The organism is Kerstersia similis (genome assembly GCF_965139615.1).
Lineage (GTDB): Bacteria > Pseudomonadota > Gammaproteobacteria > Burkholderiales > Burkholderiaceae_B > Kerstersia > Kerstersia similis.
Window position 1 is genome coordinate 146,675 of sequence record NZ_CBCSIQ010000002.1, and the last position, 24,521, is coordinate 171,195.

Genomic DNA, 24,521 nt, shown 5'->3' on the forward strand with positions numbered 1-24,521 from the left:
CCATGCGCGGGTTGCCGGCCGCCATGGAGCCACCATGCTGCAACTGCAATCCCTGAGTAAACGTTATGCGACTGGCGACCTGGCGCTGGACCAGGTCGAACTGGCGCTGCCGGCTGGCCAGGTGATGGCCTTGATCGGGCCCTCCGGCGCCGGAAAAAGTACCTTGATTCGCTGCGTCAACGGTCTGGTGACGCCATCGTCGGGCAGCATTACGCTGGCGGGCGATAGCCTGACCGGCCTGAGTGCCGCCCGGTTGCGGCGGGCCCGCCGCCAGATCGGGATGATTTTCCAGGAGTACGCCCTGGTAGAGCGCCTGAGCGTGATGGAGAACGTGTTGTCCGGCAGGTTGGGGTATGTGGGGTTTTGGGCCAGCTGGTTGCGCCGTTTTCCTGCCCAGGACATTGCCCGCGCGTTTGAGCTGCTGGATCGTGTCGGTTTGGCCGGCTTCCAGGATAAGCGTGCCGATGCGCTGTCCGGCGGGCAGCGCCAGCGTGTCGGGATTGCTCGGGCGCTGATGCAGGAGCCGCAGTTGCTGCTGATTGATGAACCGACAGCGAGTCTGGATCCACGTACGGCGCGGCAGATCATGCGTTTGATTTGCGAGCTGTGCCGTGAGCGCAGCCTGTCGGCCATTATCAATATTCATGATGTTCCGCTGGCGCTGCGTTATGCGGACCGTATCGTCGGCCTGCGCAAAGGCAAGGTCGTGTATGACGGCGCGCCTGCCGGGCTGGACGCCGCCGCCTTGACCGAGATTTATGGCGAGGAAGATTGGAATGCACCTGCCCAGGCGCCGGAGGCTTCCTTGGCAGAGGATGAGGCCGACGGCGCGCCGGCCGGAGCGCGTTTGCAGGGGAGTCTGGCATGAGTCGTGCGCTTGCGACAGGGGCGGTGTCAGGTCGCGGCGCTTACCCAAGCCAATGGCGGCGTCCGCCGCGTTGGGGGTCGCCCTGGAAAACCCGTTTGCTGACGACCTTGCTGGTGCTGTATCTGTTCTGGGCGCTGGGTAGTTTGCCGATCAACTGGGATCGTGCGGCGGAAGGGTTGGGCCGGGCCGCGCTGTTGTTCAAGCAGTTTTTCGTACCGGATTTCACCTCCCGCTGGAGTGAAATTTTCGCCGGCTTGGTAGAGAGCCTGACGATGACAATTACCGCAACAGTGCTGGGGATTGCGTTGAGCGTGCCTGTGGCATTGGGTGCCGCGCGCAATATGGCGCCCTGGCCGGTCTATGCAGCCTGCCGTACCTTGGTGGCGGGCGCACGCGCTTTTCCGGAAATCATCATCGCCATTTTGTTCGTGAAGATGTTCGGGTTCGGGCCGCTGGCGGGCATGGTGACGCTGGTGATCGCGTCCATCGGGTTTCTGGCGAAGTTGCTGGCCGATGAAATAGAAACGATAGATTCCTCTCAGTGGGAGGCGTTGCGCGCAACGGGCGCCAGCTGGTTGCAATGCGTGGTGTTTGCGGTGATGCCGCAAATCAAGCCGCGTCTTGCGGGTTTGTCGATGTATCGGCTGGATATCAATTTCCGCGAGTCCGCCGTGCTGGGGATCGTGGGCGCCGGAGGGATAGGCGCGACCCTAAATACTTCGCTGGATCGCTATGAGTTCGATACGGCAGGGGCGATTCTGTTGCTGATTATCGTGATTGTTCTATTGGCGGAGTATGCATCCGGTTTGGTGAGGCGACATTTCCAATGAAGAGCGCTGGTTTTGATTCAGGTTCTCCTGCAGGCGCAGGTGCAGCGGTTCCCGTCTGGCGCCACCGGAGTACGGCGGCACAGCGTGCCAATTGGCTGTGCTGGCTGTTGGGGGCTTTGCTGTTTTATCTGGGGTGGCAGGAGATCAGTGAAAATACGATCTGGGTGTTCGCTGCAGATGCGCCCAGCGCTGCCTGGGATATGGTGTCGCGTATGTTTCCGCCGCGCTGGCATTATGTCGGGCAGTTGTGGCAACCGCTGGTGGATACGATTCATATTGCGACGCTGGGCACGTTGATTGGCGCCGTGTTGGCGATTCCGCTGGCGTTTCTGGCTGCTAGGAATACGACGCCTAGCCGTTGGCTGGCACGTCCGGCAGCTTTGGTGGTGATTGTGACGTCACGGTCGATCAATTCCCTGATCTGGGCGATGCTGCTGGTGATCATGCTCGGGCCTGGGCCCTTGGCCGGGACGATCGCCATTGCGTTGCGGTCGGTGGGCTTTGTCGGCAAGTTGATTTATGAGGCGATAGAAGAGACCGATGCCCGGCAGGTTGAGGCCATTGAGGCGACGGGGGCCAGCCGTTTGCAGGTGCTGGGCTACGGGATTGTGCCGCAAGTGATGCCAGCGATTGTCGGGACGGTGGTGTATCGCTGGGATGTGAATATTCGTGAATCGACGATTCTGGGGATTGTGGGGGCTGGGGGTTTGGGCTTGCCTTTGGCCGCATCCGTGGATACGCTGGCCTGGCCTCAGGTTACCTTGATTTTTATTGCCATTCTGGTGATGGTCGGGGTGGCGGAGTGGGGGTCCAATCGGATACGCAGTCGATTGATTTAGTTCGTCGTGGTATCGCCAAGGCATTGCGGTGGTGCCGCGGCCGGGCGGCGCGCATGCCGTTCTTGGGGACGGCATGCGCGCCGAGTTCAGGCTGCGTTGGCCCGTTGCGCGAGGGCGCTGCGTACGCCCGCGGCGTAGGCAGGATCAGCCTTTTCGAAGTGCCCCAGTTGGCGCTCGACGATGGTTTCAGGGACGCCGTCCATGGCGGCCGCGATGTTGTCGAACAGTTGCTGGCGTTGCGACGGGTTCATCAGGCGAAACAGATTGCCTGCCTGGGTGTAGTCGTCGTTGCCTTCGCGGTGGTCATAGCGGTCGGCCGCGCCGTGAAGCGGCAGCGGGGGTTCCTTGAAGGCCGGTGCTTCCTGTGGGCCGTTGAAGGAGTTGGGTTCATAGTTGACCGAGCCGCCGCCATTGTCGCCAAAGCACATGGCGCCATCACGATAGTAGTTGTGTACCGGGCAGCGCGGTTGGTTGACCGGCAGTTGCTCATGGTTGCCGCCCAGGCGATGGCGTGCAGCGTCCGCGTACGAGAAAATGCGGAATTGCAGCATTTTGTCCGGGCTGTGGCTGATGCCGGGGACGACGTTCGCAGGCGAAAAGCTGGCTTGCTCGACTTGTGCGTGGTAGTTGTCCGGGTTGCGGTTCAGTTCCAGCGTGCCGACTTCGATCAGCGGGAAGTCGCCATGCGGCCAGACTTTGGTGAGATCAAAGGGGTTGTAGCTGGTCTGTTCGGCCTGGGCTTCGGTCATGACCTGGATGTAGAGTTTCCAGCGTGGGAATTCGCCGTTCTCGATCGAGTTGTACAGATCGCGCTGATGCGATTCTCGGTCGCCGCCGATGATTTGCGCAGCTTCGGCGTTGGTCAGGTTCTTGATGCCTTGCTGGCTCTTGAAGTGGAATTTGACCCAGTGACGGACACCTTGCGCATTGATCATGCTGTAGGTATGGCTGCCGAAGCCATGCATGTGGCGCAGAGAAGCCGGCAGGCCGCGGTCGCTCATCAGGATGGTGACTTGGTGCAGGGATTCCGGTGACAGCGACCAGAAATCCCATTGCGCGGTGTTGCTGCGCATGTTGGTGCGTGGGTCGCGCTTTTGCGTGTGGATGAAGTCCGGAAACTTGTAGGCGTCGCGGACGAAGAAGACAGGGGTGTTGTTGCCGACCAGATCCCAGTTGCCCTGGCGGGTATAGAACTTGAGCGCGAAGCCGCGTACATCGCGTTCCGCATCGGCAGCGCCACGTTCGCCGGCAACCGTGGAGAAGCGCAGCAGCAGGTCGGTCTGCAAGCCGATGGCGGAGAAGATGTCCGCACAGGAGTAGCGCGTAATGTCGTGCGTGACGGTGAAGGTGCCGAACGCAGCCGAGCCCTTGGCATGAACGACACGCTCGGGAATACGCTCACGGTTGAAGTGTGCGTGCTTTTCGAACAGCTGGTAGTCCTGGACAAGCAAGGGGCCGCGCGGGCCTGCCGTCAGGCTGTTCTGGTTATCGGCGACAGGGGCGCCAGCGGCGGTCGTGAGGGTGGGGCGGGTCATAGTGAGGTCCTCCTGTGGGTTGGTGTTGCGATGTGATTGGGTTGATCATAGAAAATCTCAATGACAAAATAAAATCAATTAATTCAATTAAGCCGATAGCGTTCTGCTATATCTCGGTTCAGTGTGTGATTTTTCGGTCGGCCGAGCCCAGGCCAGGGGAAAGCAATCTCTGTAAATTAAGCCAAGTTTTACTGGATTGACAGCCGGGATCTTGCGTAGCGTTCCGGAAAGACAGCTTTAAATGAAAAATATTCATTTAAATCTTGAGAGAATGGCGTGGATTGTATGCAAGCTGATGAAATCAACGATATTCTTGTTCCATAAAATTCTGGCTGGCACTTGGCTTGTGCTGCGTTAAGTGGCAATAATCAAATAGAATTATCCAAGTAACGGTGACGGAAGGTGAAGCAGCCGGCACCACCGGGCCGACGTTTTATGTATACATAAAACGTTGGCGCGTCAGGATGATATTCGTCAAAACCATTGGGAGTTTTCAGTGAGCATTCCGCTTAATCCGCCATTCCGCGCCGAGCATGTCGGCAGTTTCCTGCGTCCCGCCTATTTGCTGGAAGCCCGCGCCCAGAAGGAAAAGGGTGAAATCACTGCTGAACAGCTGCGAGCCGTGGAAGACAAGGCTATTCTGGAAATCATCAAGTTCCAGGAAGAGCTGGGTTTCAAGAGCATTACTGATGGCGAGTTCCGCCGCACCTATTTCCACGTGGACTTCCTGCGTCAGCTGGGTGGCGTGGTCAGCGAGATTCCGGCCGTGATCGAACGTCCCAATGGCAAGATCGAGCTGGCGCCGCCCATCATGAAGGTGGTCGATAAGGTGCGCCATGTGCGCGATATCCAGCTGGCTGACTTCCAGTTCCTCAAGGCCAATGTGGCGGCAGGCTCGGTGCCCAAGGTTACGATTCCGTCGCCGACCATGCTGCACTTCCGTGGCGGCCGCGCCGGTATCAGCAAAGAGCATTACCCGGTGCTGGACCCTGATTTTTATGATGATGTGGCGCAGGCTTATGCCGACGAGCTGCACTCGCTGGCCGCCGCCGGCTGTAATTATGTGCAGATGGACGATACTAACCTGGCTTACTTGTGTGATGAGCGCATGCGCGAAGCCGCTCGCCAGCGTGGTGATGATCCCAACGAGCTGCCGCATCGCTATGCCGATTTCATCAATCGCGTCGTGGCCCGCAAGCCTGCTGGCATGCGCCTGGGCATTCACCTGTGCCGCGGTAACTTCCGCAGCACGCACGCAGCGGCGGGCAACTACGAGCCGGTCGCCGAGGCACTGCTGGCTGAAATGAATGTCGATGCCTACTTCCTGGAGTATGACGACGACCGTTCGGGCGATTTCCGTCCGCTGCGTTTCCTGCCCAAAAACAAGGTAGCGGTGCTGGGCCTGATCACCACCAAGTTCGGTGAAATGGAATCCAAGGACGCCATCAAGCGCCGTATCGAAGAGGCCGCCCAGTACGCGCCGCTGGAGCAATTGGCGCTGTCGCCGCAATGTGGTTTCAGCAGCACCGTGCACGGCAATGATATTGCCGTTGCCGCGCAACGCGCCAAGATGCAACTGGTCATGGAAGTGGCCCGCGAAGTCTGGGGCGATGCCTGATCCTGGCAGCATGCCTGCAGGGCAGACGGCCTGACGGTCTGCTGAGGTCATGCAAACAGGCCGGAAAGCCATGCTTTCCGGCCTGTTTTTTTATGCCTGCTGTCTCTGTTCGTGGCGATATTCGATGCGGCCTGTGCCGGAGGACAATGGCAGGCTCGGCGGATGATTCAGTCCAGGATGGGCAACAGTTCGCACGGCGGGGATGACTGCAAACCACTGTGCTCTTGCGTCGCCGTTCAGGGAAAGGCCGTCGATATGGCCGCGCGGGATTGGAGCGGTTGCGGAAAACCCGCTGCAGGCAGGGGATAAGCCGGGCATGGCCGACGAAGTGTGCGAGAATCAGTTTCATTCACTGCGGCGCCACATCGTGTCATACCGTGCCGGCTAGCGCAGGTATCCGTTTTTCTACCAAGCGAGACCTTCCAACAATGAGCAATCCGTCTGATGTGGCGACCAGCGCCCTGGAGCTTTTGCTGTCCCGACGTTCCAATTCCCTGTTGACGGCCCCAGGGCCCAATGCCGAGGAGCTGGATCTGATTCTCCAGGCCGCGGCACGTGCGCCGGATCATGCGTCTTTGCGCCCCTGGCGTTTTCGTGTGATTGAGGGAGCAGCCATTGGCCGCCTGGCGGATTTCGCCATCGCCGCAGTCAAGGCCGCCGGCGATGCCCGCATGACGCCCGAGAAGGAACATGCCGTGCGCGCCTGGCTGGCCAAGGTGCCGCTGGTGATCGCCCTGGGGCATGAGATTCACCACGACCATCCCAAGGCCCCCGAGTGGGAACAGTTGGCGGCAACCAGCGCGGCCGTGATGAACATCTTGAATGCTGCCCATTTCCTGGGCTATGGCGCTTTCTGGAGCACCGGGCTGGGTACGGCCGTGGAAGAAGTGCAGGAAGGCCTGGGTTTTGATCCGCTGTCCTACCGCTTTATGGGCTATCTGGTGATAGGCACGCCTGCCGTGCCGGCGCAGGAATCCGCCAGGCAGGCGCCCTCAGTGTATGTCAGTCGCTGGACGGCGCCTGAAGGCCTGTAATGATCGGGCAGTCCGGCCGCTCGTCACCATGACAGTGGCTGGCCAGGTGCGCCAGCGTATCGGCCATTTGTTCCAGCGCCAGCGCTTTGGCGCGCAATTCCTGGATATGGGCCAGAGCCAGTGCTTTGACATCGGCGCTGGCCCGGGATTTGTCCTGCCAAAGTTGCACCAGGCTACGCATCTGTTCAACGGAAAAGCCGAGGTCGCGGGCACGCCTGAGAAAACGCAGCGTGTGCACATCCTGTTCCCGGTAATGTCGGTAGCCCGCCTCGCTGCGCTGGACGGCAGGCAGTAGCCCCGCATCTTCGTAGTAGCGGATCATTTTTGCGGAAATGCCGCTGGCCTTGGAGGCTGCACCGATATTCATGCTCGTGCTCCTGCAGTGTGCGATGGTTGTGGACGCCAGGCTTTCAGGCGCAAGGCATTGACGACCACAAAGACGCTGGAGAGCGCCATGGCCGCGGCGGCAAATACTGGCGACATCAGCAGGCCATAGGCGGGATAGAGCACGCCGGCTGCCAGCGGAATGAGTGCTGCGTTATAGACAAAGGCCCAGAACAGGTTCTGGCGAATATTGCGCATGGTCGCGCGCGAGAGCGCGATGGCATTGGCAACGCCAGTCAGAGAGCCGGACATCAAGACCACGCCAGCGGATTCGACAGCGATATCCGCTCCCGTGCCAATGGCGATGCCAACATGCGCTGCCGCCAGGGCAGGGGCATCATTGATGCCATCGCCCACGAAAGCGCAATGCTTGCCTGCCGCCTTGAGCTGCGCCAGTACCGCTACCTTGTCGGCGGGCAAGGCCTGGGCGTGTACATCGTCAATGCCCAGCTGGGCGGCCACGGCTTCGGCGGTGCGTTGATTGTCGCCTGTTAGCATGACCAGGCGAATGCCTTGTTCATGCAAGGCTTGCAGGGCAGCAGGCGTGTCGTCCTTGAGGGGGTCGGCCACGGCAACCAGTGCGGCCATGCGTCCGTCCAGGGCGACATAGAAGGGGGTGTTGCCGGCGGCACCCCATTGGTCGGCCAACGCGGCAAGCATGGCGTCCATGGCGATGCCGCGTTCTTGCATGAGTTTGGCTGCGCCGGCGATCAGGGCGTGGCCATCGACCGTGGCCGCCAGCCCCGCGCCGCTGATGGCTTCGAAGCCGTCAACCTGGCCGAATGTCATATTGCGCGCTTGCGCCGCCTGCACGATGGCATGGGCAATCGGGTGTTCAGAGTGGCTTTGGGCACTGGCCAGCATTTGCAGCACGGACGCTTCCTCAAAGCCCTCAGCCACCTGGATATTCGTCAGCGCCGGCTTGCCTTGCGTCAGTGTGCCGGTTTTATCGAAGACGACGGTATCGACTTCACGCAGCGTTTGCAGTGCATCGCCTTGGCGGAACAGAATGCCGAGGTCAGCGGCCCGGCCGGTACCCACCATGATGGAGGTCGGCGTGGCCAGGCCCATGGCGCAAGGGCAGGCTACGATCAATACGGCCACTGCGTTGACGAGCGCAAAGTCAAAACCTAGCGAGGGTGCGAGCAGCATCCACAGGGCCAGCGTCAGAATGGCAATGCCCATCACGGCGGGCACGAACCAGCCGGTGACTTTATCCACCAGGGCCTGCACGGGCAGGCGTGCCCCTTGCGCCTGTTCTACCATGCGGATGATCTGAGCCAGCGTGGTGTTTTCTCCCGTGCGCGTGACTTCGATATCCAGGCTGCCATGCGTGTTGAGCGTGGCGCCAGTAACGCTGTCGCCCGCTTTGCGGGAAACAGGCAGGGGCTCGCCGGTGAGCATGGATTCATCGACATGCGACTCTCCCTGGCGGATCACGCCATCCAGCGGGATTTTCTCGCCGGGACGCACACGCAGCAGGTCGCCAGTGCGCACAGCGGAAATATCGACATCTTCGATCGTGCCATCGGACAGCACGCGTCTAGCGGTCCTGACCTGCAGCCCGACCAGGCGACGTATGGCTGCGCCGGTACGGCCCTTGGCGCGTGCTTCGAGCATTTTGCCCAGCAGGATCAGGGTGACGATGACGGCGCTGGCTTCAAAGTAGATATGGCGCGAGGCTTCCGGCAGCCAGTGCGGCGCCAGCGTTGCGACCACGGAATAGAGCCAGGCCGCCCCGGAGCCGACTGCGACCAGCGAGTTCATGTCCGGTGTCCGCTGCCAGAGCGCGCGCAGGCCGTCACGGAAGAAGTGCCGGCCCGGTCCAGCCAGCACCAGGGTGGTCAGTATTCCCTGTATCCAAGCGTTGCGTTGCGTGCCTAGCGTGTGCATGACGAAATCGTGGATGGCCGGCACCATATGGCTGCCCATCTCCAGCAGAAAGACGGGCAGGGTCAGAACCAATGAAAGCAGGAAAGCGCGCTTGAGCCGCTGGCGTTCTTGCTCCTGGCGCGCGCTTTGCTCGGCGGCCATGCGTTCTCGATCGACCACCACGCTGGCCGGATAGCCGGCAGCGGTTACGACGGCCGCCAGCGCGTCCGGCGAAGCGCCATCCGGTTGCAGTCGCACGCTGGCGCGCTCGGTTGCCAGGTTGACGCTGGCTTCCAGCACGCCAGGTTGTGCGGCGAGTTTTTTCTGTACGCGGTTCACGCAGGATGCGCATGTCATGCCATCAATGGCAAGTTCGATGGCTAAGGTTGCGTCACGATTGGCGGCTTTCGTACTCATGACTTTCTCCGAGAGCGGAATAGGGGGCCTGTGCTGTCGTGGGCAGCAGACATGGTAGGTATGGCTGTATTCTCAACCTTTCCATTATGGCAAGGTCAAGCGCTTTTGGGGCATCGGGCCGGGCGGGCGGTGCCTGGGATAGAATGAAGTGATGCCCTGGCTAAATAGGGCGCTGCAAGTAACGGAGAAATGACATGGCAACACTGCAATTCCAGGTTCCCGATATGAGTTGCGATCACTGCGTTCGTGCCCTGACAGGCGCTATTCAAGAGGCAGTGCCCGGCGCGCTGGTACAGGCCGACCTGACGGCGCACACGCTGACGGTGACTGGCACGGAAGATATCGCTGCAGTGGAACGCGGCATTGCTGCCGCCGATTACGAATTCACTCGCAAGGAGGCCTGAGCATGGTGCGAATGGTGGATGTTGCCGTGATCGGTGCCGGCACGGCCGGCCTGGGCGCATATCGCAGCGCCCGCGATCAGGGGGCCAGCGCCGTCCTGATCGAGAACGGCCCGTTCGGAACGACCTGCGCACGCGTTGGCTGCATGCCTTCCAAATTGCTGATTGCAGCGGCGGACGCCGCGCATGCGGCGCGGGATGGCGCCCCCTTCGGCGTACATGTCGATGCCGTGCGGGTGGATGGCGCGGAAGTGCTGGCGCGAGTCCGGCGTGAGCGGGATCGTTTTGTCGGATTTGTGCTCAAGGGGATGGAAAGCATTCCTGCCGGTGATATTTTACGCGGAACGGCGCGTTTTACCGCACCGGGCATGTTGGCAGTCGGCGAGGGCGAGCAGGAAACGCAGATTCAGGCACGGGCTATTGTGATCGCCACCGGGTCTTCACCTTATGTGGTGGAGAGCCTGGCTGGCCTGGGAGATCGCTTGTTGATCAATGACAACCTGTTTGAATTGGCCGATCTGCCACGCAGCATCGCCGTATTCGGGCCGGGGGTCATCGGACTGGAGCTGGGGCAGGCCTTGCACCGGCTGGGTGTGCGTACACATTTGTTCGGCGCACGCGGCAGTCTGGGCGGCATCAGCGACCCGGCCGTCAAGGCGGCGGCGTTGGCCGCCTTGAAGCAGGAAATGTCTCTGGACGTCCGTGCGCAGGTGCAGGCCATCCGGTCGGACAGCGACGGCGTGCACATCCGTTTCCTGGATGACGAAGGCCAGGCGCGGGAAGAACACTTCGAATACGTCTTGGCAGCGACAGGCCGCCGTCCGAATCTGGCCGCGCTGGATCTGGCCAAGGCAGGTTTGACACTGGATGAGCGCGGCCGTCTCGGGTATGACAGGCACACGCTGCGTATCGGTGATAGCGCAGTCTATATTGCGGGCGACGCCAATGGCGATTTGCAGCTGTTGCATGAAGCCAGCGACGAGGGACGGATCGCAGGCCGCAATGCGGCGCGGCACCCGCAGGCCGAGCCGGGGCTGCGTCGCGCCGGACTGAGCGTGGTGTTTTCCGAGCCACAGATTGCCAGCGCGGGCCGCCGCTATGCGGAACTTGAACAATCCGGCGTGGATTTTGTCGTGGGCGAAGTCGATTTCAGCGACCAGGGCCGGGCCAGGGTGATGCGGCGCAACGCCGGGTTGTTGCGGGTCTATGCGCAGCGCAGTAACGGGCGCTTGCTGGGTGCCGAGCTTGCCGCGCCAGCCGGAGAACACCTGGCCCACCTGCTGGCGTGGTCGGTGCAGCAGCAAATGACCATTGGGCAAATGCTGGAAATGCCGTTTTATCATCCGGTGGTGGAGGAGGGCCTGCGCACGGCGTTGCGCGACGCCCATGCCAAGCTGGCGCGCTGATTCTTGCCGCGCTGATTCTTTCTGTTGCCCATATGAAAAGCCCGGCGGTATGTCACCGTCGGGCTTTTTTCGGCCTCCCTGCCGTGCCTTATTCGGGTCAGGGCGAAGGCAGTTTTATTTGTTTTTTGTTACGAGGCCATAAATGAACAGAACGACGATGGCGCCGATGATCGAGGCGATCCAGCCGGCCGCCTGGCCAGCGGCAAGAAGACCCAGGCTGCGCGCCAGGAAACCACCGACGACAGAACCAACAATACCAAGAATGGCGGTCATGATGATGCCCATATCCTGCTTGCCGGGCATGATGGCGCGGGCGATAAGGCCAACGATGAAACCGACCACGATCATGATAATGAAATCCATGCAATTCTCCTGTCTCGTGCTGGATGGTTTGCCAGGGGTGGCAACCCTGATGCAAATCATAACAGTCAGGAATCATCGCTTTTGTGACTGGATACCTTCTCCAGCGGTGGGCATGTAAACGTGTGTGAGCAGTGGCCGTCACGGCGGCTGCGCAACGCGGGCAGCGCTACGGCAAGCGAGATGGCATATGCATGGCCGGTTTTGCAAGGAGCGCGACGACGACGGTAGCGCTGGCTATCACCACGGCGGCAGCCGACCAGTTCCAGTACTGGACGGCGCTGCCGACAATCATCGGGCCGACGATCTGCCCCAGGTTGTTGCCCTGCATCGTCAGGCCCATGACCAGGGGCACCAGGGCGCTGGTGCGAGCCGCCAAAGGAGCCGCCGACAGCAGTGTCGCCGGAATCAGGCCGCCAGCCGCCGCATAGACGATGCACAGCAGGAATGCGGGTGTGCCAGGCAGGATATCCATGAAAATGCCCAGCCCGCAGATACCCATGGCCAAACTGGCGCCGGCCAGTATCAGGGCGCGGGACATGCCTTTTGACAACAACAGGCCTGCGCCCAGATTGCCCAGGATACTGGCGGCGATGGCCAGCGCACTCAACTCTCCTGCGCCCTGATGAGTGACACTCATGCGTTCCATGAGCAGCACCGGCAGAAAACTGAACAAGGCGAAAAACATCAGGCAGTAAAGGCCGAAGATCGCGGCGATCAGCAACGGAGCGCGCGCTGTCAGCGTGTCCAGGGCATCGGCGGCCAGTTGCCGCCAGGATTGCCGGCGACGCACGCCGGTATCGGGGACCGCGATGAACACCGCGCCCACCGCCAGGACGGCCATGGCGGCGCAGGCCCACCACAAGTCGCGCCAGGTTTCGAACCAGGGGCCTGCCAGCATTGCCAGCGCCATGCCGGCAGGCATGAAGCAACTCCATAAGGCCATCACCACATTGCGCCGGGGTGGCGTGGCAAGGGAGCCCAGGATGGATGGGGCGGCTACCGTGATCAGGAGGAAGCCAGCGCCTTCGATGACGCGTGTCCACAGCAGTTCCTCATACCCGCGCGACAAAGCGCCCAGGACACCGCCTGCCAGAACGATCAGCAGGCCCAGGCGCAGCACCCGGCGTGCACCCATGCGGCCCGTCCAGGCGCCAGCGAACAGGCCGCCGATCAGGCCAAGCAGCGCAAAAACGCCTACCAGCCTGCCGATGGCCGCCAGGCCCAGGTGCAGGTCCGCCTGCAATAGTGGCGCTGCAATGACGGCCTTGCCAACTTGCAAGGCGCCGACGATGCCTGCTGTTACGACGACGCCCACGGCCATCCAGGGCGTTGCCGGAGCGGCTGCCAACTGTTGGGCCGATTGGGTCATGGCCGGGCTCCGCCCTGGCGTCCTGCTTCAAGCGCCAGGGCGATTTGCGCAACGTGCCGGCCCTGGAAGCGGGCGCCGGCCAACTCGTTCTCGCCAGGGTGCCGGTAGTTGCCTTGGGCATCGTCGGCGAGTGTCGTGGCGCCATAGGGTGAGCCGCCGGTGATTTCGTCCATACGCAATTGCCCTTTGAAGCTGTATGGCAGGCCGACAACAATCATGCCCAGGTGCAGCAGGACGGTATGGGTGGACTGCAAGGTGGTTTCCTGCCCGCCATGCTGACTGCCGGTGGAGGTAAAGGCGCTACCTACCTTGCCGACCAGCAGGTCTTGCGCCCAGAGGCTGCCGGTGCAGTCGAGGAAGTTTTTCATCTGCGCAGCCATGTTGCCAAAGCGTGTCGGCGTGCCGATGATGATGGCATCGTAGTCAGCCAGTTCGGCGACATCAGCGATTTCCTCATGCTGTGGCATCCGGTAGCCGGCGGCTTGCGCCACTGCGGGCGGCACCAGTTCAGGTACCCGCAGCAGCGTGACGGCGGCGGGTGTTTCACTGACGCCCTGGGCGACGGCCTGCGCCATGGTTTCGATATGTCCGTAAGATGAGTAATAGAGGATGAGTACCTTGGCCATCATGGCTCCTTGTGGAAAGGTTCCAACTATTCTAGGCAGCCCATTCGATCTATCATAGCGATATAAATTGATAGTTTTGATCGTTTATTTAGATAATGATAGATCCTCTCACTCTGGACCAGATCCGCACATTCGTGGCTGTGGCGGATTGCGGCGGGTTTCGGGCTGCAGCCCAAAACCTGGCTCGCGTGCAATCGGCGGTCAGCACGAGCATTGCCAATCTGGAAGCGCAGTTGGGCGTGCCGTTATTCGACCGCAGCGGGCATCGGCCGGTACTGACGCAAGAAGGGCAGGCTCTGCTGGCCGATGCCCAGGACCTGCTGCTCAGGGTGGACACCATGCGCGCTCGTGCGCGTGGTTTCGGCGCAGGCTTGGAGCATGAACTGGCACTGGTGGTCGATACCCTGTTTCCATTGGATGTCGTGGGTCACGCGCTCAGGGTCGTCCATGCCAGATATCCGACGGTGGCGCTACGCGTGGCTGTTGAACCCCTCGGCTACCCGGCCCAGGCGCTGATAGAGCGGCGCTGCAACCTGGCCATTATGGTGGGTGAGGATTTCCGCGAGCCACGTATCAGCCTGGAAGCGTTGGCCCCTGTCGTACAGGTGGTCGTGGCCGCGGCAGATCACCCGTTGGCGATGGTGGAGACTGGCCGCCTGCTGGGTCTGGCGGAATTGGCCGAGCATATGCAGATCGTGCTGGAAGATCCCACCTTGCTATCGGCTGGCCGGACTTTCGGGGTGTTGTCGCCAAGAACCTGCCGGGTCACGACCCAGGAAGCCAAACATGCCTTGATCAGGGCAGGCGTCGGCTGGGGGAGGTTGCCCCTCTGGCTGGTCGAGCCGGAATTGCAGGAAGGCAAACTGGTGCGTATCAGGACGGATGCGCTGGGGCGGCAGGGTGAGGGGGTTCTGGAAAGTTATCTGGCACGGCGGCTGGACCAGCCCCATGGCCCGATAGCAAGGTTCCTGGCTGAAACCCTGCTCAGCCTGGTGCGGCAGGACAAAGTTTGAAGCCGTCGCATTGTCTGTCAGGCCTGTCATGCGGTAGCACGAGACTGGCAGGCCGCGACAAGGCCGGTTCTGTCGTGTGTGGCGGAGCGAAGACCGCCATCATTGGGTGATGCGTGACGGATGGTCTCGAGCCGGCGGGCCGGGCCATGGGCTTGCCGGCTCGACTCAAGGCTGTGGTTTGAACGCACGCGGTCTGATCAGGCCGGCGAGGGGCTGGCGTCGATGGCGGGCAGGGCGCGGAACCCTACACACAGGCGATTCCAGGCATTGATGACGCCGATCGCCAGCGTGAGCTTGGTCATCTCCGCTTCTGTAAAAAAGGCGCGCAATGCGTCATAGGCTGCATCCGGGGCATGGGTCTGCGATACCAGCGTCAAGGACTCCGTCCAGCCCAGTACGGCGCGTTCGCGCTCGTCGAAAACCGGCGATTCGCGCCAGACGCTGACCAGGTGGATTTTCTGCTCGCTGAAGCCGTCATGACGCGCTTCCTTGACGTGCATGTCCACGCAAAACGCGCATCCATTGATTTGGGATGCTCGCAGATTGATCAGGTGGATGAGATCAGGCGCCAAGCCGGATTCCTCGGTCAGATATTGCGAAACGGAGGAAAGCGCCTGGTAGGCGTCGGGTGCGGCTTTGGCGAAATTGAAGCGGTTTTGCATGGCGTACTCCTGGGAAGAAAAGGCAAGGGGTCAGGCTTTCTGGATGGGAATGCGCTCGTGCGCCTGTAGGAACGAGCCACTGCGTTTGGCGATGGCGCCGTCGTCGCGCGCGCTGACGTCGGCAATAATGCTGGCGATGCTGACGGATCTGAGTTCGGCGCGATAGGCCTGTTCGGCGCGTTGCATGGCGGTGTTGATGCGGCAGGGGCCGGCAAGCATGGCGCAATCCGGCGGCAGGGGATTGGGGCCGCGGCGACGTATTTCCTGGCAGCGAAAGGCCGGCCCGGCGCCTTCCACGGCCAGGACGATATCCAATAGCGAAATCTCTGCCGGAGCGCGGCCGAGCCGATAGCCGCCCTTGGGGCCAGGCAGGGTCTGGAGAATACCGGCAGCGGAAAGCGCCTGCAGATGCTTGAGTAGATAGCTGGGCGATACCCCGTGGTATTCGGCCAGGGCCGCAGCCGAGAGCAAGCCTGCGGGGGAAAGTCCCGCCAGCAGGGTCACACTGTGTATGGCCTGTTCCACGCCGTCGCTGAGCTTCATGACGTTTTTCCTTTAATCATGGATATATTTTATCCATGATTAAAGGAAAATGGGCAAAACTATGAAACCTGGCCCAGCCTAGCTGGCCGGCGCCGGCTGCGTGGCACGGATAAAAAAAACGGCATGCAGGCCTGGCTGCATGCCGTTCATGTCCTGTCAGGGTCTGTCAGGGCTGGCCATCCATGCCGCTATGGCGCAGCAGGGCATCCATGCTGGCATCGCGCGCACGGAAGGCGCGGAAGGATTCTGCTGCCGGACGTTCACCGCCCACGGCCAGGATTTCCTTGCGGAATCGGGCGCCCGTGGCGGCATCCAGCGTAGAGCCATTGCCAGCCTGTGCTGCTTCCTCAAACGCGGCATAGGCGTCTGCCGACAATACCTCGGCCCATTTGTAGCTGTAATAGCCTGCGCCGTAGCCCCCCGCAAACAAGTGCGAAAAGCTATTGGGGAAACGGTGCCAGGCAGGCGGGTACAGGACGGCAACCTCCTGGCGTACCTTGTCGAGCACGGTCAGCACTTCCGCCATTACCATGGGGCGCACTTGCTGGTGCAGCAGCATGTCAAAAAGCGAGAATTCGATCTGCCGCAGCATTTGCATGCCACCCTGGAAGTTGCGGGCTGCCAGCAGCTTGTCAAACAATTCGCGTGGCAAGGGCTCACCCGTCTCCACGTGCGCCGACAGGCCTTGCACAACCTCCCACTCCCAGCAGAAATTTTCCATGAACTGAGATGGCAGTTCGATGGCGTCCCACTCCACCGCAGAGAAAGCCGACAATGCAGGCTCATCCACTTCCGACAGCAGGGCATGCAAGGCATGGCCGCTTTCATGGAACAGGGTGATGACATCATCATGCGTCAGCAAGGCAGGGCGGCCATCTTGCGGGCTGGCAAAGTTGCAGATCAGATAGGCGACCGGTGTCTGGACGCCCGTCTCGCTCAGGCGGCGGTTGCGCTCGCCATCGACCCAGGCGCCACCTTGTTTGCCGGCACGGGCATACAGATCCATATGCAGGTGCCCCAGAATCTTGCCATCGGCCTGCGTCACGGCAAAACTGCGGACGTCCGGATGCCAGCCCGGCAGCTCGGCGGGCGTCAGCTTGACGCCAAATAGCGAGTTTGCGACGCCGAACAGGCCTTCCAGTACCCGTGGCAGCGTGAAATAGCGTTTTACCGTATCGTCGGAATAGGCGTAACGCTGTTCGCGCAAACGTTCCGCAGCAAACGGCACATCCCAGGGGGCCAGCGGATCGAGCGCCAGTTCAGCGCGGGCGAAGGCTTGCAGGGCTGCCAGGTCGCTTTCGGCATAAGGCCGTGCACGTTGGGCCAGCGTGCGCAGGAATTCCGTCACCTGCTCGGCGCTGTCGGCCATGCGGGTTTCCAGGCGCAGGGTGGCAAAATCCGTATAGCCCAGCAACTGCGCTTCCTCGGCCCGCAAGGCCAGCAGCTGTTCGATCTGCGGCCCGTTGTCGAAGCGCGCATCGCCGTTTTCCGAGGCCACGGTAGCGTAGCCTCGGTACAGCGTCTCGCGCAGGGAGCGATCACGGGCATACTGCATGACGGGCAGATAGCAGGGCATCTTCAGCGTGAGCTTCCAGCCGGTTTTGCCTTCTTCCTGGGCGGCATTTCGGGCGGCCTGGCGGACATCATCAGGCAGGCCGTCAAGCTGGGCTTCATCTTCGACATACAAGGCCCATGCATCGATGGCGTCCAGCACATTCTCGGAAAATTTCTGCGAGACCTGGGCTTGCTGCTCGGCATTGCGGGCATAACGCTCGCGTGCTTCGCCCTCCAGCGCGACGCCGCTCAGACGGAAGTCACGCAGGGCCAGTTCAAGCACACGCAGGCGTGCGGGGCTCCAGCCGCCGGCATGCTGCAGCCGCAGATACTGCTTGTAGAGACCTTCATGCAGGCCCACCCAGGTCGAAAACTCGCTGACCTTGGGCAGCATCTCGTTGTAGGCGGCACGCAATTCCGGTGTGTTGACCACCGAGTTCAGGTGGCCGACGACAGACCAGGCACGCCACAGCTGCTCAGACGCCAGCTCCAGGGGCAGGACGACGGCCTCCCAGGTGGCGGGCAGCGCAGGCGAGGCCGCCTGCTCGACAGCCTGTCTGGCGTTTTCCAGCAAGGCATCTATTGCCGGCGCGATATGTGCCGGGGTAATGGCGGCGTAGTCGATATGCGCCGAAACCGGCACCATCAGGGGGTTATTGTCCAGCGCGGGATTCACACTCATGCCTTGCTTTGCTCCTGCAACTGGCGTTCTGCGGCTTCTATGGTGTTGACGAGCAGCATGGCGATCGTCATGGGGCCGACACCGCCAGGAACTGGCGTAATGGCGCCGGCGACCTCACTGGCCGATGCAAAGTCCACGTCGCCGCACAGCTTGCCGTCGGCGCCACGATTGATACCGACATCAATCACGACTGCACCGGGTTTGACCATGTCGCCGGTCACGATGCCGGGGCGTCCCGTGGCCACGACCAGAACATCGGCACGGCGCGTATGCGCTGCCAGATCACGGGTCTTGGAGTTGCACAGAGTGACGGTCGCGCCTTCGGCCAGCAGCAGCATGGCCATGGGCTTGCCCACGATATTGCTGGCGCCGACGATGACCGCTTCCGCGCCGCGCAGCGCGACATTCTCGTGGGCCAGCATCTTCATGACGCCATAGGGCGTGCAGGGGCGGAATAGCGGCTTGCCGGTCATCAGCAGGCCGGCATTGGCAATATGAAAACCATCGACGTCCTTTTCCGGGGCGATGGTTTCAATGACTGTGTGCGCGTCGATATGCTTGGGCAAGGGCAGTTGCACAAGAATGCCATGAACGGCTGGGTCAGCATTCAGCGCACGCACACGTTCCAGCAACTCTGCCTGGCTCAGGTCAGCCGGATAGCGTTCCATGACCGAGTGAAAACCGGCTTTCTCGCAGGCCGCGACCTTGTTGCGGACATAGACCTGGGAGGCCGGATCCTCTCCGACCAGGACAACAGCCAGACCCGGCTTGACGCCGGCGGCGGTCAGGCTGGCGGCGCGGACGGCGGCTTCTTCCCGGATCTGTTGGGCCAGGGCGGAGCCATTGATAATGCGTGCGGTCATTGGGACTATCCGTTAATTGTTGTTCAGGGCCACCTTCATGAGGTCGGCCACAGTGGTTACTTGAAGTTTTTCCATGATGTTGGCGCGGTGCGCCTCAACGGTCTTGATGCTGATGCCCAGATCGTCGGCGATCTGCTTGTTCAGGCGGCCGGCCACGATGCGTTCCAGCACCTGCTGTTCGCGCGCGGTGAGGCGGCCCAGCATGGCTTCGCGGTTGCGCCGGGTCTGAACCTGGTCATGGCGCTCGGCAGCCTGATCCAGCATGCGGCCCACGATCTGACGCAGGTCGGATTCATTGAAGGGCTTTTCGAGGAAGTCGGCCGCGCCTTTCTTCATGCTAGCCACTGCCATGGGAACGTCGCCGTGGCCGGTGATGAAGATGATGGGAATCGGAGCCTTGCGCGCCAGCAATTGTTCTTGCAGCTCCAGGCCGCTCATGCCTGGCATGCGCACATCGGCAATCAGTACCGCCAGTTGCCCTGGGTCGTACTGCGACAGAAAGACTTCGGCGTTATCGAAGGCTGTCACGCGATAGCCATTGGCCTCCAGCAGCCAGCGCAACGAATCGCGTACTGCTTCGTCGTCATCAACGATATAAACCATGCCGGCGTTTTGGGGGGTGCTCATGCGTGCTTCTCCTCGGACTTAGCCTCTGGCCTGACCGTTTCCGGCGCAGCGCAGGGCAGGGTGAACCTGAATATGGTACCTCCGGTAGGATTGGGCTGTGCCCAAAGCCTGCCGTGGTGAGACTCTATTATTGTGCGACAGATGTTAAGCCCCATGCCCAGACCTTCGGACTTGGTGCTGAAAAACGGTTCAAACAGGCGCTGCGGGTCGGCCAGGCCATGGCCTGCGTCGATGACGGATACGCCAACCAGCGAGCCTTCCCGGCGCAATTCCACGCGCAGGATGTCGATATCGCTGTTTTCCATGGCTTCCAGGCCATTCTTCAACAGGTTGAGCAGCACCTGTTCAATCAAGATGGGGTCGGCCAGGACATTCGGCAAGTCCCGCTCGATATCCTGAACAATGCTGATACGACGTTTGCGGGCGTCGATATCGGCGAAAGCCACGGCGTTTTCCAGGATACCAAGCATCGAAACGCTCTGGCGGCGCGGTTCGCTGCGTTTCACGAATTCGCGGATGCGGCTGATGATCTTGCCGGCGCGCTCGGCCTGCATGGCTGCTTTTTCCAGAGCGGGCAGCAGGGAGTCGGGGTCGGTGCGGCCTGCGCGCACCATGGCGACGGCGCCCATACTGTAATTGGTAATGGCCGTCAGGGGCTGGTTCAATTCATGCGCCAGTGACGACGCCATTTCACCCATGGTGGTCAGGCGGCTGGTCAACTGGATTTTTTCACGCTGCACGCGCGATGCTTCTTCATGGTCACGCCGTTCGGTAATGTCGCGCGCAACCTGCAGGCGTACCTTGCGGCCGTCGGTCCAGGCCAGGATGCGGTGGCGCACTTCGAACCAACGCTGTGCCGATTGCGAAAAAATCTCGATGGATTCGTCGGTATAGCGGCCGCGCCGGCCGCCCAGCAATTCCTCGTGGCCCGTGGCATGCGCGCCGAAAACGCGGCGATAGGTACGATTGGCAAACAACAGCTCCATGCCTTCCTGTTTGTCGGAAGTCACGGAAATGGCATCGTCCAGGCCTTCCAGCACGGTCATGAAGCGTTCGTGGGCGGCGGTCAGCGCTTCCCGGATGCGCTTGGGTTCGGTGATGTCCGTCATCGAGGTCATCCAGCCGATCTGCTTGCTGTCCGGATCCAGCAGCGGCGAAACATACATGCGTGCCGTGAAGCGGGAGCCGTCGCGCCGCTGGGCCTCGACTTCCAGGCCGCTGCTGGGCGTATTGCCTGACAATACCAGGTCCATGGTGTGCTGGTGCGCTTCAAAGCGCCCGGGCACCCAATAGGGGAAGGGCGGACGGCGGCCGACCAGGTCGGCTTCGTTCCAGCCTATCATGCGACAGAAAGCCGGGTTGACATAAGCAATGCGGCCATCCATGTCAATCACGCGCATGCCAGTGGACATGGAGTTTTCCATGGCCCGGCGAAAACTGGTTTCCGCAATCAGGGCCGCTTCGGCATTCCAGCGGTAACGGGTGTAGCGCCAGAGTGCCAAGAGGCTGATGATAATGACGATGGACAGACCGATGACCACCCACAACAGCCGCTGCTGGCGGATTTCCTGGTCGATGGTGACGAACATCACGCTGTCATCGCGCAGATGCTGCAGCCAGAAGAAGGCGCCCATCACGCAAAGATAGAGCCCCAGCACGAGGACGGGCGTCAGCCAGTACCAGCCGCGCCGCCGGGTGCGCGCATGATCGTGGAACTGGGTCGTGATGGAAGGTTTGGGCGTACTGGCCATTGTCTCTTTTTTCCGATTCGCGGGCATTTTAGAACACGAGCCTGCGGCCGCGCAGGGAATCTGGCATGAAATGCATCGCCGGTATGGAATCCGTCAGTGGCGGTATGACTCCGCCTTGGATTCAGGCAAGCCTCCCCGGACGGTAAGGCGTGTGTGTCGAGGTCTTGAGTGTCGCTGATCCATATCAAGGCAAACGACTGGACACGCGTTCCATTTTTTATATTATGAAATATAATCTCGCTTCGTGAAAAATCGCTTGCCCCCTCACAGTGTCTTTCCTAGAATGCGTTTGCGATAACGTTATGCTAGGTTACGAAAGGGAAGCCCCTCTAACTATCATGTAAATGCTTGCCTGTTTCCGCCGGCGCAGGACAACCTGACCGGCAGCGCGCATGCAGTATCGGCGCCGCGGCCCAGCGCTGCGTGCCGGACCCCATGACAGATAGTGTGGCCGAGACATCCAGCCAAGGCTGGGAGCCTGGGCAAAGCAGCGCAGAAACTGGATCAAGCCGGGAGTTTCCGGCTTCGCCCGTCCATCCGAAGATAAGGAGACACCTTATGTCCGCACAAGAGAACGTCGATCAAAGCTCGACGGCGCAAGACATCGACAGCCTTGAAACCCAGGAATGGCTGGATGCCCTGGCCGCGGTATTGGAACAGGAGGGGCCGGAGCGCGCCCACTTCCTGATTGAACGCCTGATTGACCAGGCGCGCCGCTCGGGCGCCCATATTCCTTTCTCGCCTAACACCGCATACGTCAATACGATTCCGGAAGCCCTGCAGCCCGGCCATCCGGGCAATCTGGAGCTCGAGGCCCGCATCCGCGCCTATGTGCGCTGGAACGCCATGGCCATGGTCGTGAAGGCCAACCGTCACACGCCGCCCGATGGTGGCGACCTGGGCGGCCACCTGGCATCGTTTGCTTCGCTGGCTACCATGATTGGTACCGGCCAGAACCATTTCTGGCACGGCGAAACCGAAGACCACGGTGGCGACCTGGTGTACTTCCAGGGCCACTCGTCGCCTGGTATCTATGCCCGTGCCTATCTGGAGGGCCGCCTGACCGAAGAGCAGCTGGACAACTTCCGCCAGGAAGTCGATGGCAAAGGCCTATCGTCTTACCCGCACCCGAAGCTGATGCCGGAATTCTGGCAATTCCCGACGGTGTCCATGGGCCTGGGACCCTTGATGGCGATTTACCAGGCACGTTTCCTGAAGTATCTGCATGCTCGCGGCATAGCCGACACCAGCAAGCGCAAGGTCTGGGTATTCTGCGGCGACGGCGAAATGGACGAGCCGGAATCCAAGGGCGCGATCAGCCTGGCTGCCCGTGAGAAGCTCGACAACCTGATTTTCGTCATCAACTGCAACCTGCAGCGCCTGGACGGCCCGGTGCGTGGCAACGGCAAGATTATTCAGGAACTGGAAGGCGACTTCCGTGGCGCGGGCTGGAACGTCATCAAGCTGATCTGGGGCGGCTACTGGGATCCGCTGCTGGCGCGCGACAAAGAAGGTATCCTGCGCAAGATCATGGAAGAAACCGTTGATGGTGAATACCAGGCCTACAAGGCCAACGACGGCAAGTTCGTGCGCGAAAACTTCTTTGCCAAGCACCCCAAGCTGCTGGAAATGGTCGCCCGCATGAGCGACAACGATGTCTGGCGCCTGAACCGTGGCGGTCACGATCCGCACAAGGTTTATGCCGCCTTCAAGTCGGCCACCGAACATGGCGGCCAGCCGACGGTGATTCTGGCCAAGACCATCAAGGGCTATGGCCTGGGTCATGACGGCCAGGCCAAGAACCCGACCCACCAGAAGAAGAAGCTGGATCTGGACGCCATCCGCGAATTCCGTGATCGCTTCAACATTCCGGTGCCGGACGACAAGCTGGAAGAGCTGCCGTACTTCAAGCCTGCGGAAGAATCCGCGGAAATGAAGTACCTGCAGGAGCGCCGCGCCGAGTTGGGCGGCTACCTGCCCAAGCGCCGCCGTGTTTCTGACGAAAAGCTGCCGGTACCGGCACTGGACACCTTCAAGGCTGTCCTGGAGCCGACCGCCGAAGGCCGCGAAATTTCGACCACGCAAGCCTTCGTGCGTATTCTCAACCAGATCTTGCGCGACAAGACCCTGGCGCCGCGTGTGGTTCCCATCCTGGCCGATGAGTCCCGTACCTTCGGTATGGAAGGCCTGTTCCGCCAGATCGGTATCTATGCACCGGAAGGCCAGAAGTACGTGCCGGTCGATAAAGACCAGGTGATGTACTACAAGGAAGCCGCCAACGGCCAACTGCTGCAGGAAGGGATCAACGAAGCAGGCGCGTTCAGCTCCTGGATCGCCGCGGCGACGTCGTACTCGACGAACAACCGCGTCATGATCCCGTTCTACATCTATTACTCGATGTTCGGTTTCCAGCGCATCGGCGATCTGGCCTGGGCAGCGGGCGATATGCAGGCTCGCGGCTTCCTGCTGGGCGGCACTGCCGGCCGCACGACGCTCAACGGCGAAGGCCTGCAACACGAAGACGGCCACAGCCACATCCAGTCGGCCCTGATTCCGAACTGCGTGTCGTATGACCCTACCTTCGCCCACGAACTTGCCGTCATCATCCAGCGCGGTCTCAAGCGCATGGTGGAAGACCAGGAAAACGTCTTCTACTACATCACGGTGATGAACGAGAACTACGCTCAGCCCGGCCTGAACGAGAATGATGTGGAAGGCATCATCCGCGGCATGTATCGCCTGAAGGAAGGCGGCGAAGGCAAGCTGCGCGTGCAGTTGCTGGGTTCCGGCACCATTCTGCGCGAATCGCTGGCTGCCCAGGATCTACTGCGCGAAGACTGGGGTGTTGCCGCCGACGTCTGGAGCGTTACCAGCTTTACCGAACTGCGCCGCGACGGCCTGGATGCAGAGCGCCAGGCGCTGCTGAACCCGGAAGCCGAGGCACCCAAGCCTTACGTGACCCAGCTGCTGGAACAAAGCGAAGGCCCGATCGTGGCATCGACGGACTATATCAAGATGTTCGCCGACCAGATCCGTCCGTTTGTGCCGGAAGGCCGCCGCTATCACGTGCTGGGCACCGATGGCTATGGCCGTTCGGACTATCGCTACAAGCTGCGTGAGCACTTCGAGGTTGATCGCCACTTCATCGTCCTGGCTGCGCTCAAATCGCTGGCCGACGAAGGCAAGCTGCCGCGCGCCAAGGTGGCCGAAGCCATCAAGAAGTACGGCATCAACCCGAACAAGGCCAACCCGCAGTACGCGTAA

Annotated in this window: 21 protein-coding genes; 9 read left to right on the forward strand and 12 right to left on the reverse strand. The window is 61.2% G+C overall.

Going from position 1 to position 24,521, the window contains the following annotated elements; all coding sequences use genetic code 11:
- The first annotated feature begins 34 nt into the window (after positions 1-34).
- Genes phnC through phnE (ACNA1V_RS01975) form a run of 3 tightly spaced genes read left to right on the forward strand, consistent with a single transcriptional unit; the run spans position 35 to position 2,537 of the window.
- On the forward strand, positions 35-868 hold the full coding sequence (phnC, locus tag ACNA1V_RS01965; RefSeq protein ID WP_415831902.1) for a phosphonate ABC transporter ATP-binding protein: 834 nt from the start codon (positions 35-37) through the stop codon (positions 866-868).
- Entirely contained in the window at positions 865-1,698 is an 834-nt protein-coding gene (gene phnE, locus ACNA1V_RS01970; RefSeq protein ID WP_415831903.1) for a phosphonate ABC transporter, permease protein PhnE, read from the forward strand. Before phnC ends, phnE (ACNA1V_RS01970) begins: the two co-directional genes overlap by 4 nt.
- The gene (gene phnE / locus ACNA1V_RS01975; protein ID WP_415831904.1) at positions 1,695-2,537 is read left to right on the forward strand and encodes a phosphonate ABC transporter, permease protein PhnE; all 843 of its coding nucleotides are present in this window, start codon (positions 1,695-1,697) and stop codon (positions 2,535-2,537) included. Before phnE (ACNA1V_RS01970) ends, phnE (ACNA1V_RS01975) begins: the two co-directional genes overlap by 4 nt.
- An 86-nt stretch (positions 2,538-2,623) precedes the next feature.
- Here the strand turns inward: phnE (ACNA1V_RS01975) and ACNA1V_RS01980 are convergent, their stop codons facing one another.
- Positions 2,624-4,072, reverse strand: coding sequence for a catalase (locus tag ACNA1V_RS01980; protein ID WP_415831905.1), 1,449 nt, complete (start codon positions 4,070-4,072; stop codon positions 2,624-2,626).
- A gap of 502 nt (positions 4,073-4,574) precedes the next feature.
- Between ACNA1V_RS01980 and ACNA1V_RS01985 the strand changes: the two genes are divergently transcribed.
- Positions 4,575-5,690, forward strand: a complete 1,116-nt coding sequence (locus ACNA1V_RS01985; protein WP_415832022.1) for a 5-methyltetrahydropteroyltriglutamate--homocysteine S-methyltransferase — start codon at positions 4,575-4,577, stop codon at positions 5,688-5,690.
- 446 nt (positions 5,691-6,136) lie between these two features.
- The gene (locus ACNA1V_RS01990; protein ID WP_415832023.1) at positions 6,137-6,724 is read left to right on the forward strand and encodes a nitroreductase family protein; all 588 of its coding nucleotides are present in this window, start codon (positions 6,137-6,139) and stop codon (positions 6,722-6,724) included.
- On the opposite strand, the gene cueR is transcribed toward ACNA1V_RS01990, so the two are convergent.
- Together cueR and ACNA1V_RS02000 are read right to left on the reverse strand one after the other, a co-directional pair.
- Positions 6,693-7,091: a Cu(I)-responsive transcriptional regulator gene (cueR, locus tag ACNA1V_RS01995; protein WP_415831906.1), complete on the reverse strand. Its 399-nt coding sequence runs from the start codon at positions 7,089-7,091 to the stop codon at positions 6,693-6,695. The genes ACNA1V_RS01990 and cueR overlap by 32 nt on opposite strands.
- Entirely contained in the window at positions 7,088-9,397 is a 2,310-nt protein-coding gene (locus ACNA1V_RS02000) for a heavy metal translocating P-type ATPase (protein ID WP_415831907.1), read from the reverse strand. Before ACNA1V_RS02000 ends, cueR begins: the two co-directional genes overlap by 4 nt.
- 194 nt (positions 9,398-9,591) lie before the next feature.
- Here ACNA1V_RS02000 and ACNA1V_RS02005 point away from each other — a divergent pair, with 194 nt between their 5' ends.
- The gene (locus ACNA1V_RS02005) at positions 9,592-9,801 is read left to right on the forward strand and encodes a heavy-metal-associated domain-containing protein (RefSeq protein WP_415831908.1); all 210 of its coding nucleotides are present in this window, start codon (positions 9,592-9,594) and stop codon (positions 9,799-9,801) included.
- Between the two features lie 2 nt (positions 9,802-9,803).
- Complete coding sequence (locus tag ACNA1V_RS02010) at positions 9,804-11,204, forward strand: dihydrolipoyl dehydrogenase (protein ID WP_415831909.1); 1,401 nt, start codon at positions 9,804-9,806, stop codon at positions 11,202-11,204.
- A gap of 114 nt (positions 11,205-11,318) precedes the next feature.
- On the opposite strand, the gene ACNA1V_RS02015 is transcribed toward ACNA1V_RS02010, so the two are convergent.
- From ACNA1V_RS02015 to wrbA, 3 genes are all read right to left on the reverse strand, one after another.
- A complete protein-coding gene (locus ACNA1V_RS02015; RefSeq protein ID WP_415831910.1) occupies positions 11,319-11,567 on the reverse strand; it encodes a GlsB/YeaQ/YmgE family stress response membrane protein in 249 nt (82 codons plus the stop codon).
- A 166-nt stretch (positions 11,568-11,733) separates the two neighbouring features.
- Positions 11,734-12,936 carry an MFS transporter gene (locus ACNA1V_RS02020; RefSeq protein ID WP_415831911.1) on the reverse strand — a complete coding sequence of 401 codons (1,203 nt, stop codon included), beginning with the start codon at positions 12,934-12,936 and terminating at the stop codon, positions 11,734-11,736.
- Positions 12,933-13,562, reverse strand: a complete 630-nt coding sequence (wrbA, locus tag ACNA1V_RS02025; protein ID WP_415832024.1) for an NAD(P)H:quinone oxidoreductase — start codon at positions 13,560-13,562, stop codon at positions 12,933-12,935. The genes ACNA1V_RS02020 and wrbA overlap by 4 nt, the downstream gene beginning before the upstream one ends.
- A gap of 95 nt (positions 13,563-13,657) precedes the next feature.
- On the opposite strand from wrbA, the gene ACNA1V_RS02030 reads away from it, so the two are divergent.
- The gene (locus ACNA1V_RS02030; RefSeq protein WP_415831912.1) at positions 13,658-14,575 is read left to right on the forward strand and encodes a LysR family transcriptional regulator; all 918 of its coding nucleotides are present in this window, start codon (positions 13,658-13,660) and stop codon (positions 14,573-14,575) included.
- A 197-nt stretch (positions 14,576-14,772) separates the two neighbouring features.
- Here ACNA1V_RS02030 and ACNA1V_RS02035 read toward each other — a convergent pair whose 3' ends face one another.
- From ACNA1V_RS02035 to ACNA1V_RS02060, 6 genes are all read right to left on the reverse strand, one after another.
- The gene (locus tag ACNA1V_RS02035; protein ID WP_415831913.1) at positions 14,773-15,237 is read right to left on the reverse strand and encodes a carboxymuconolactone decarboxylase family protein; all 465 of its coding nucleotides are present in this window, start codon (positions 15,235-15,237) and stop codon (positions 14,773-14,775) included.
- A 30-nt stretch (positions 15,238-15,267) separates the two neighbouring features.
- A complete protein-coding gene (locus ACNA1V_RS02040; protein ID WP_415831914.1) occupies positions 15,268-15,780 on the reverse strand; it encodes an RrF2 family transcriptional regulator in 513 nt (170 codons plus the stop codon).
- 166 nt (positions 15,781-15,946) lie between these two features.
- Entirely contained in the window at positions 15,947-18,016 is a 2,070-nt protein-coding gene (locus ACNA1V_RS02045; protein WP_415831915.1) for a M3 family metallopeptidase, read from the reverse strand.
- A complete protein-coding gene (folD, locus tag ACNA1V_RS02050; RefSeq protein ID WP_415831916.1) occupies positions 18,013-18,879 on the reverse strand; it encodes a bifunctional methylenetetrahydrofolate dehydrogenase/methenyltetrahydrofolate cyclohydrolase FolD in 867 nt (288 codons plus the stop codon). Before folD ends, ACNA1V_RS02045 begins: the two co-directional genes overlap by 4 nt.
- Positions 18,880-18,891: 12 nt before the next feature.
- Positions 18,892-19,506 carry a response regulator transcription factor gene (locus ACNA1V_RS02055; protein WP_415831917.1) on the reverse strand — a complete coding sequence of 205 codons (615 nt, stop codon included), beginning with the start codon at positions 19,504-19,506 and terminating at the stop codon, positions 18,892-18,894.
- On the reverse strand, positions 19,503-21,257 hold the full coding sequence (locus ACNA1V_RS02060) for a PAS domain-containing sensor histidine kinase (RefSeq protein WP_415831918.1): 1,755 nt from the start codon (positions 21,255-21,257) through the stop codon (positions 19,503-19,505). Before ACNA1V_RS02060 ends, ACNA1V_RS02055 begins: the two co-directional genes overlap by 4 nt.
- A gap of 558 nt (positions 21,258-21,815) precedes the next feature.
- Here ACNA1V_RS02060 and aceE point away from each other — a divergent pair.
- Complete coding sequence (gene aceE, locus ACNA1V_RS02065) at positions 21,816-24,521, forward strand: pyruvate dehydrogenase (acetyl-transferring), homodimeric type (protein ID WP_415831919.1); 2,706 nt, start codon at positions 21,816-21,818, stop codon at positions 24,519-24,521.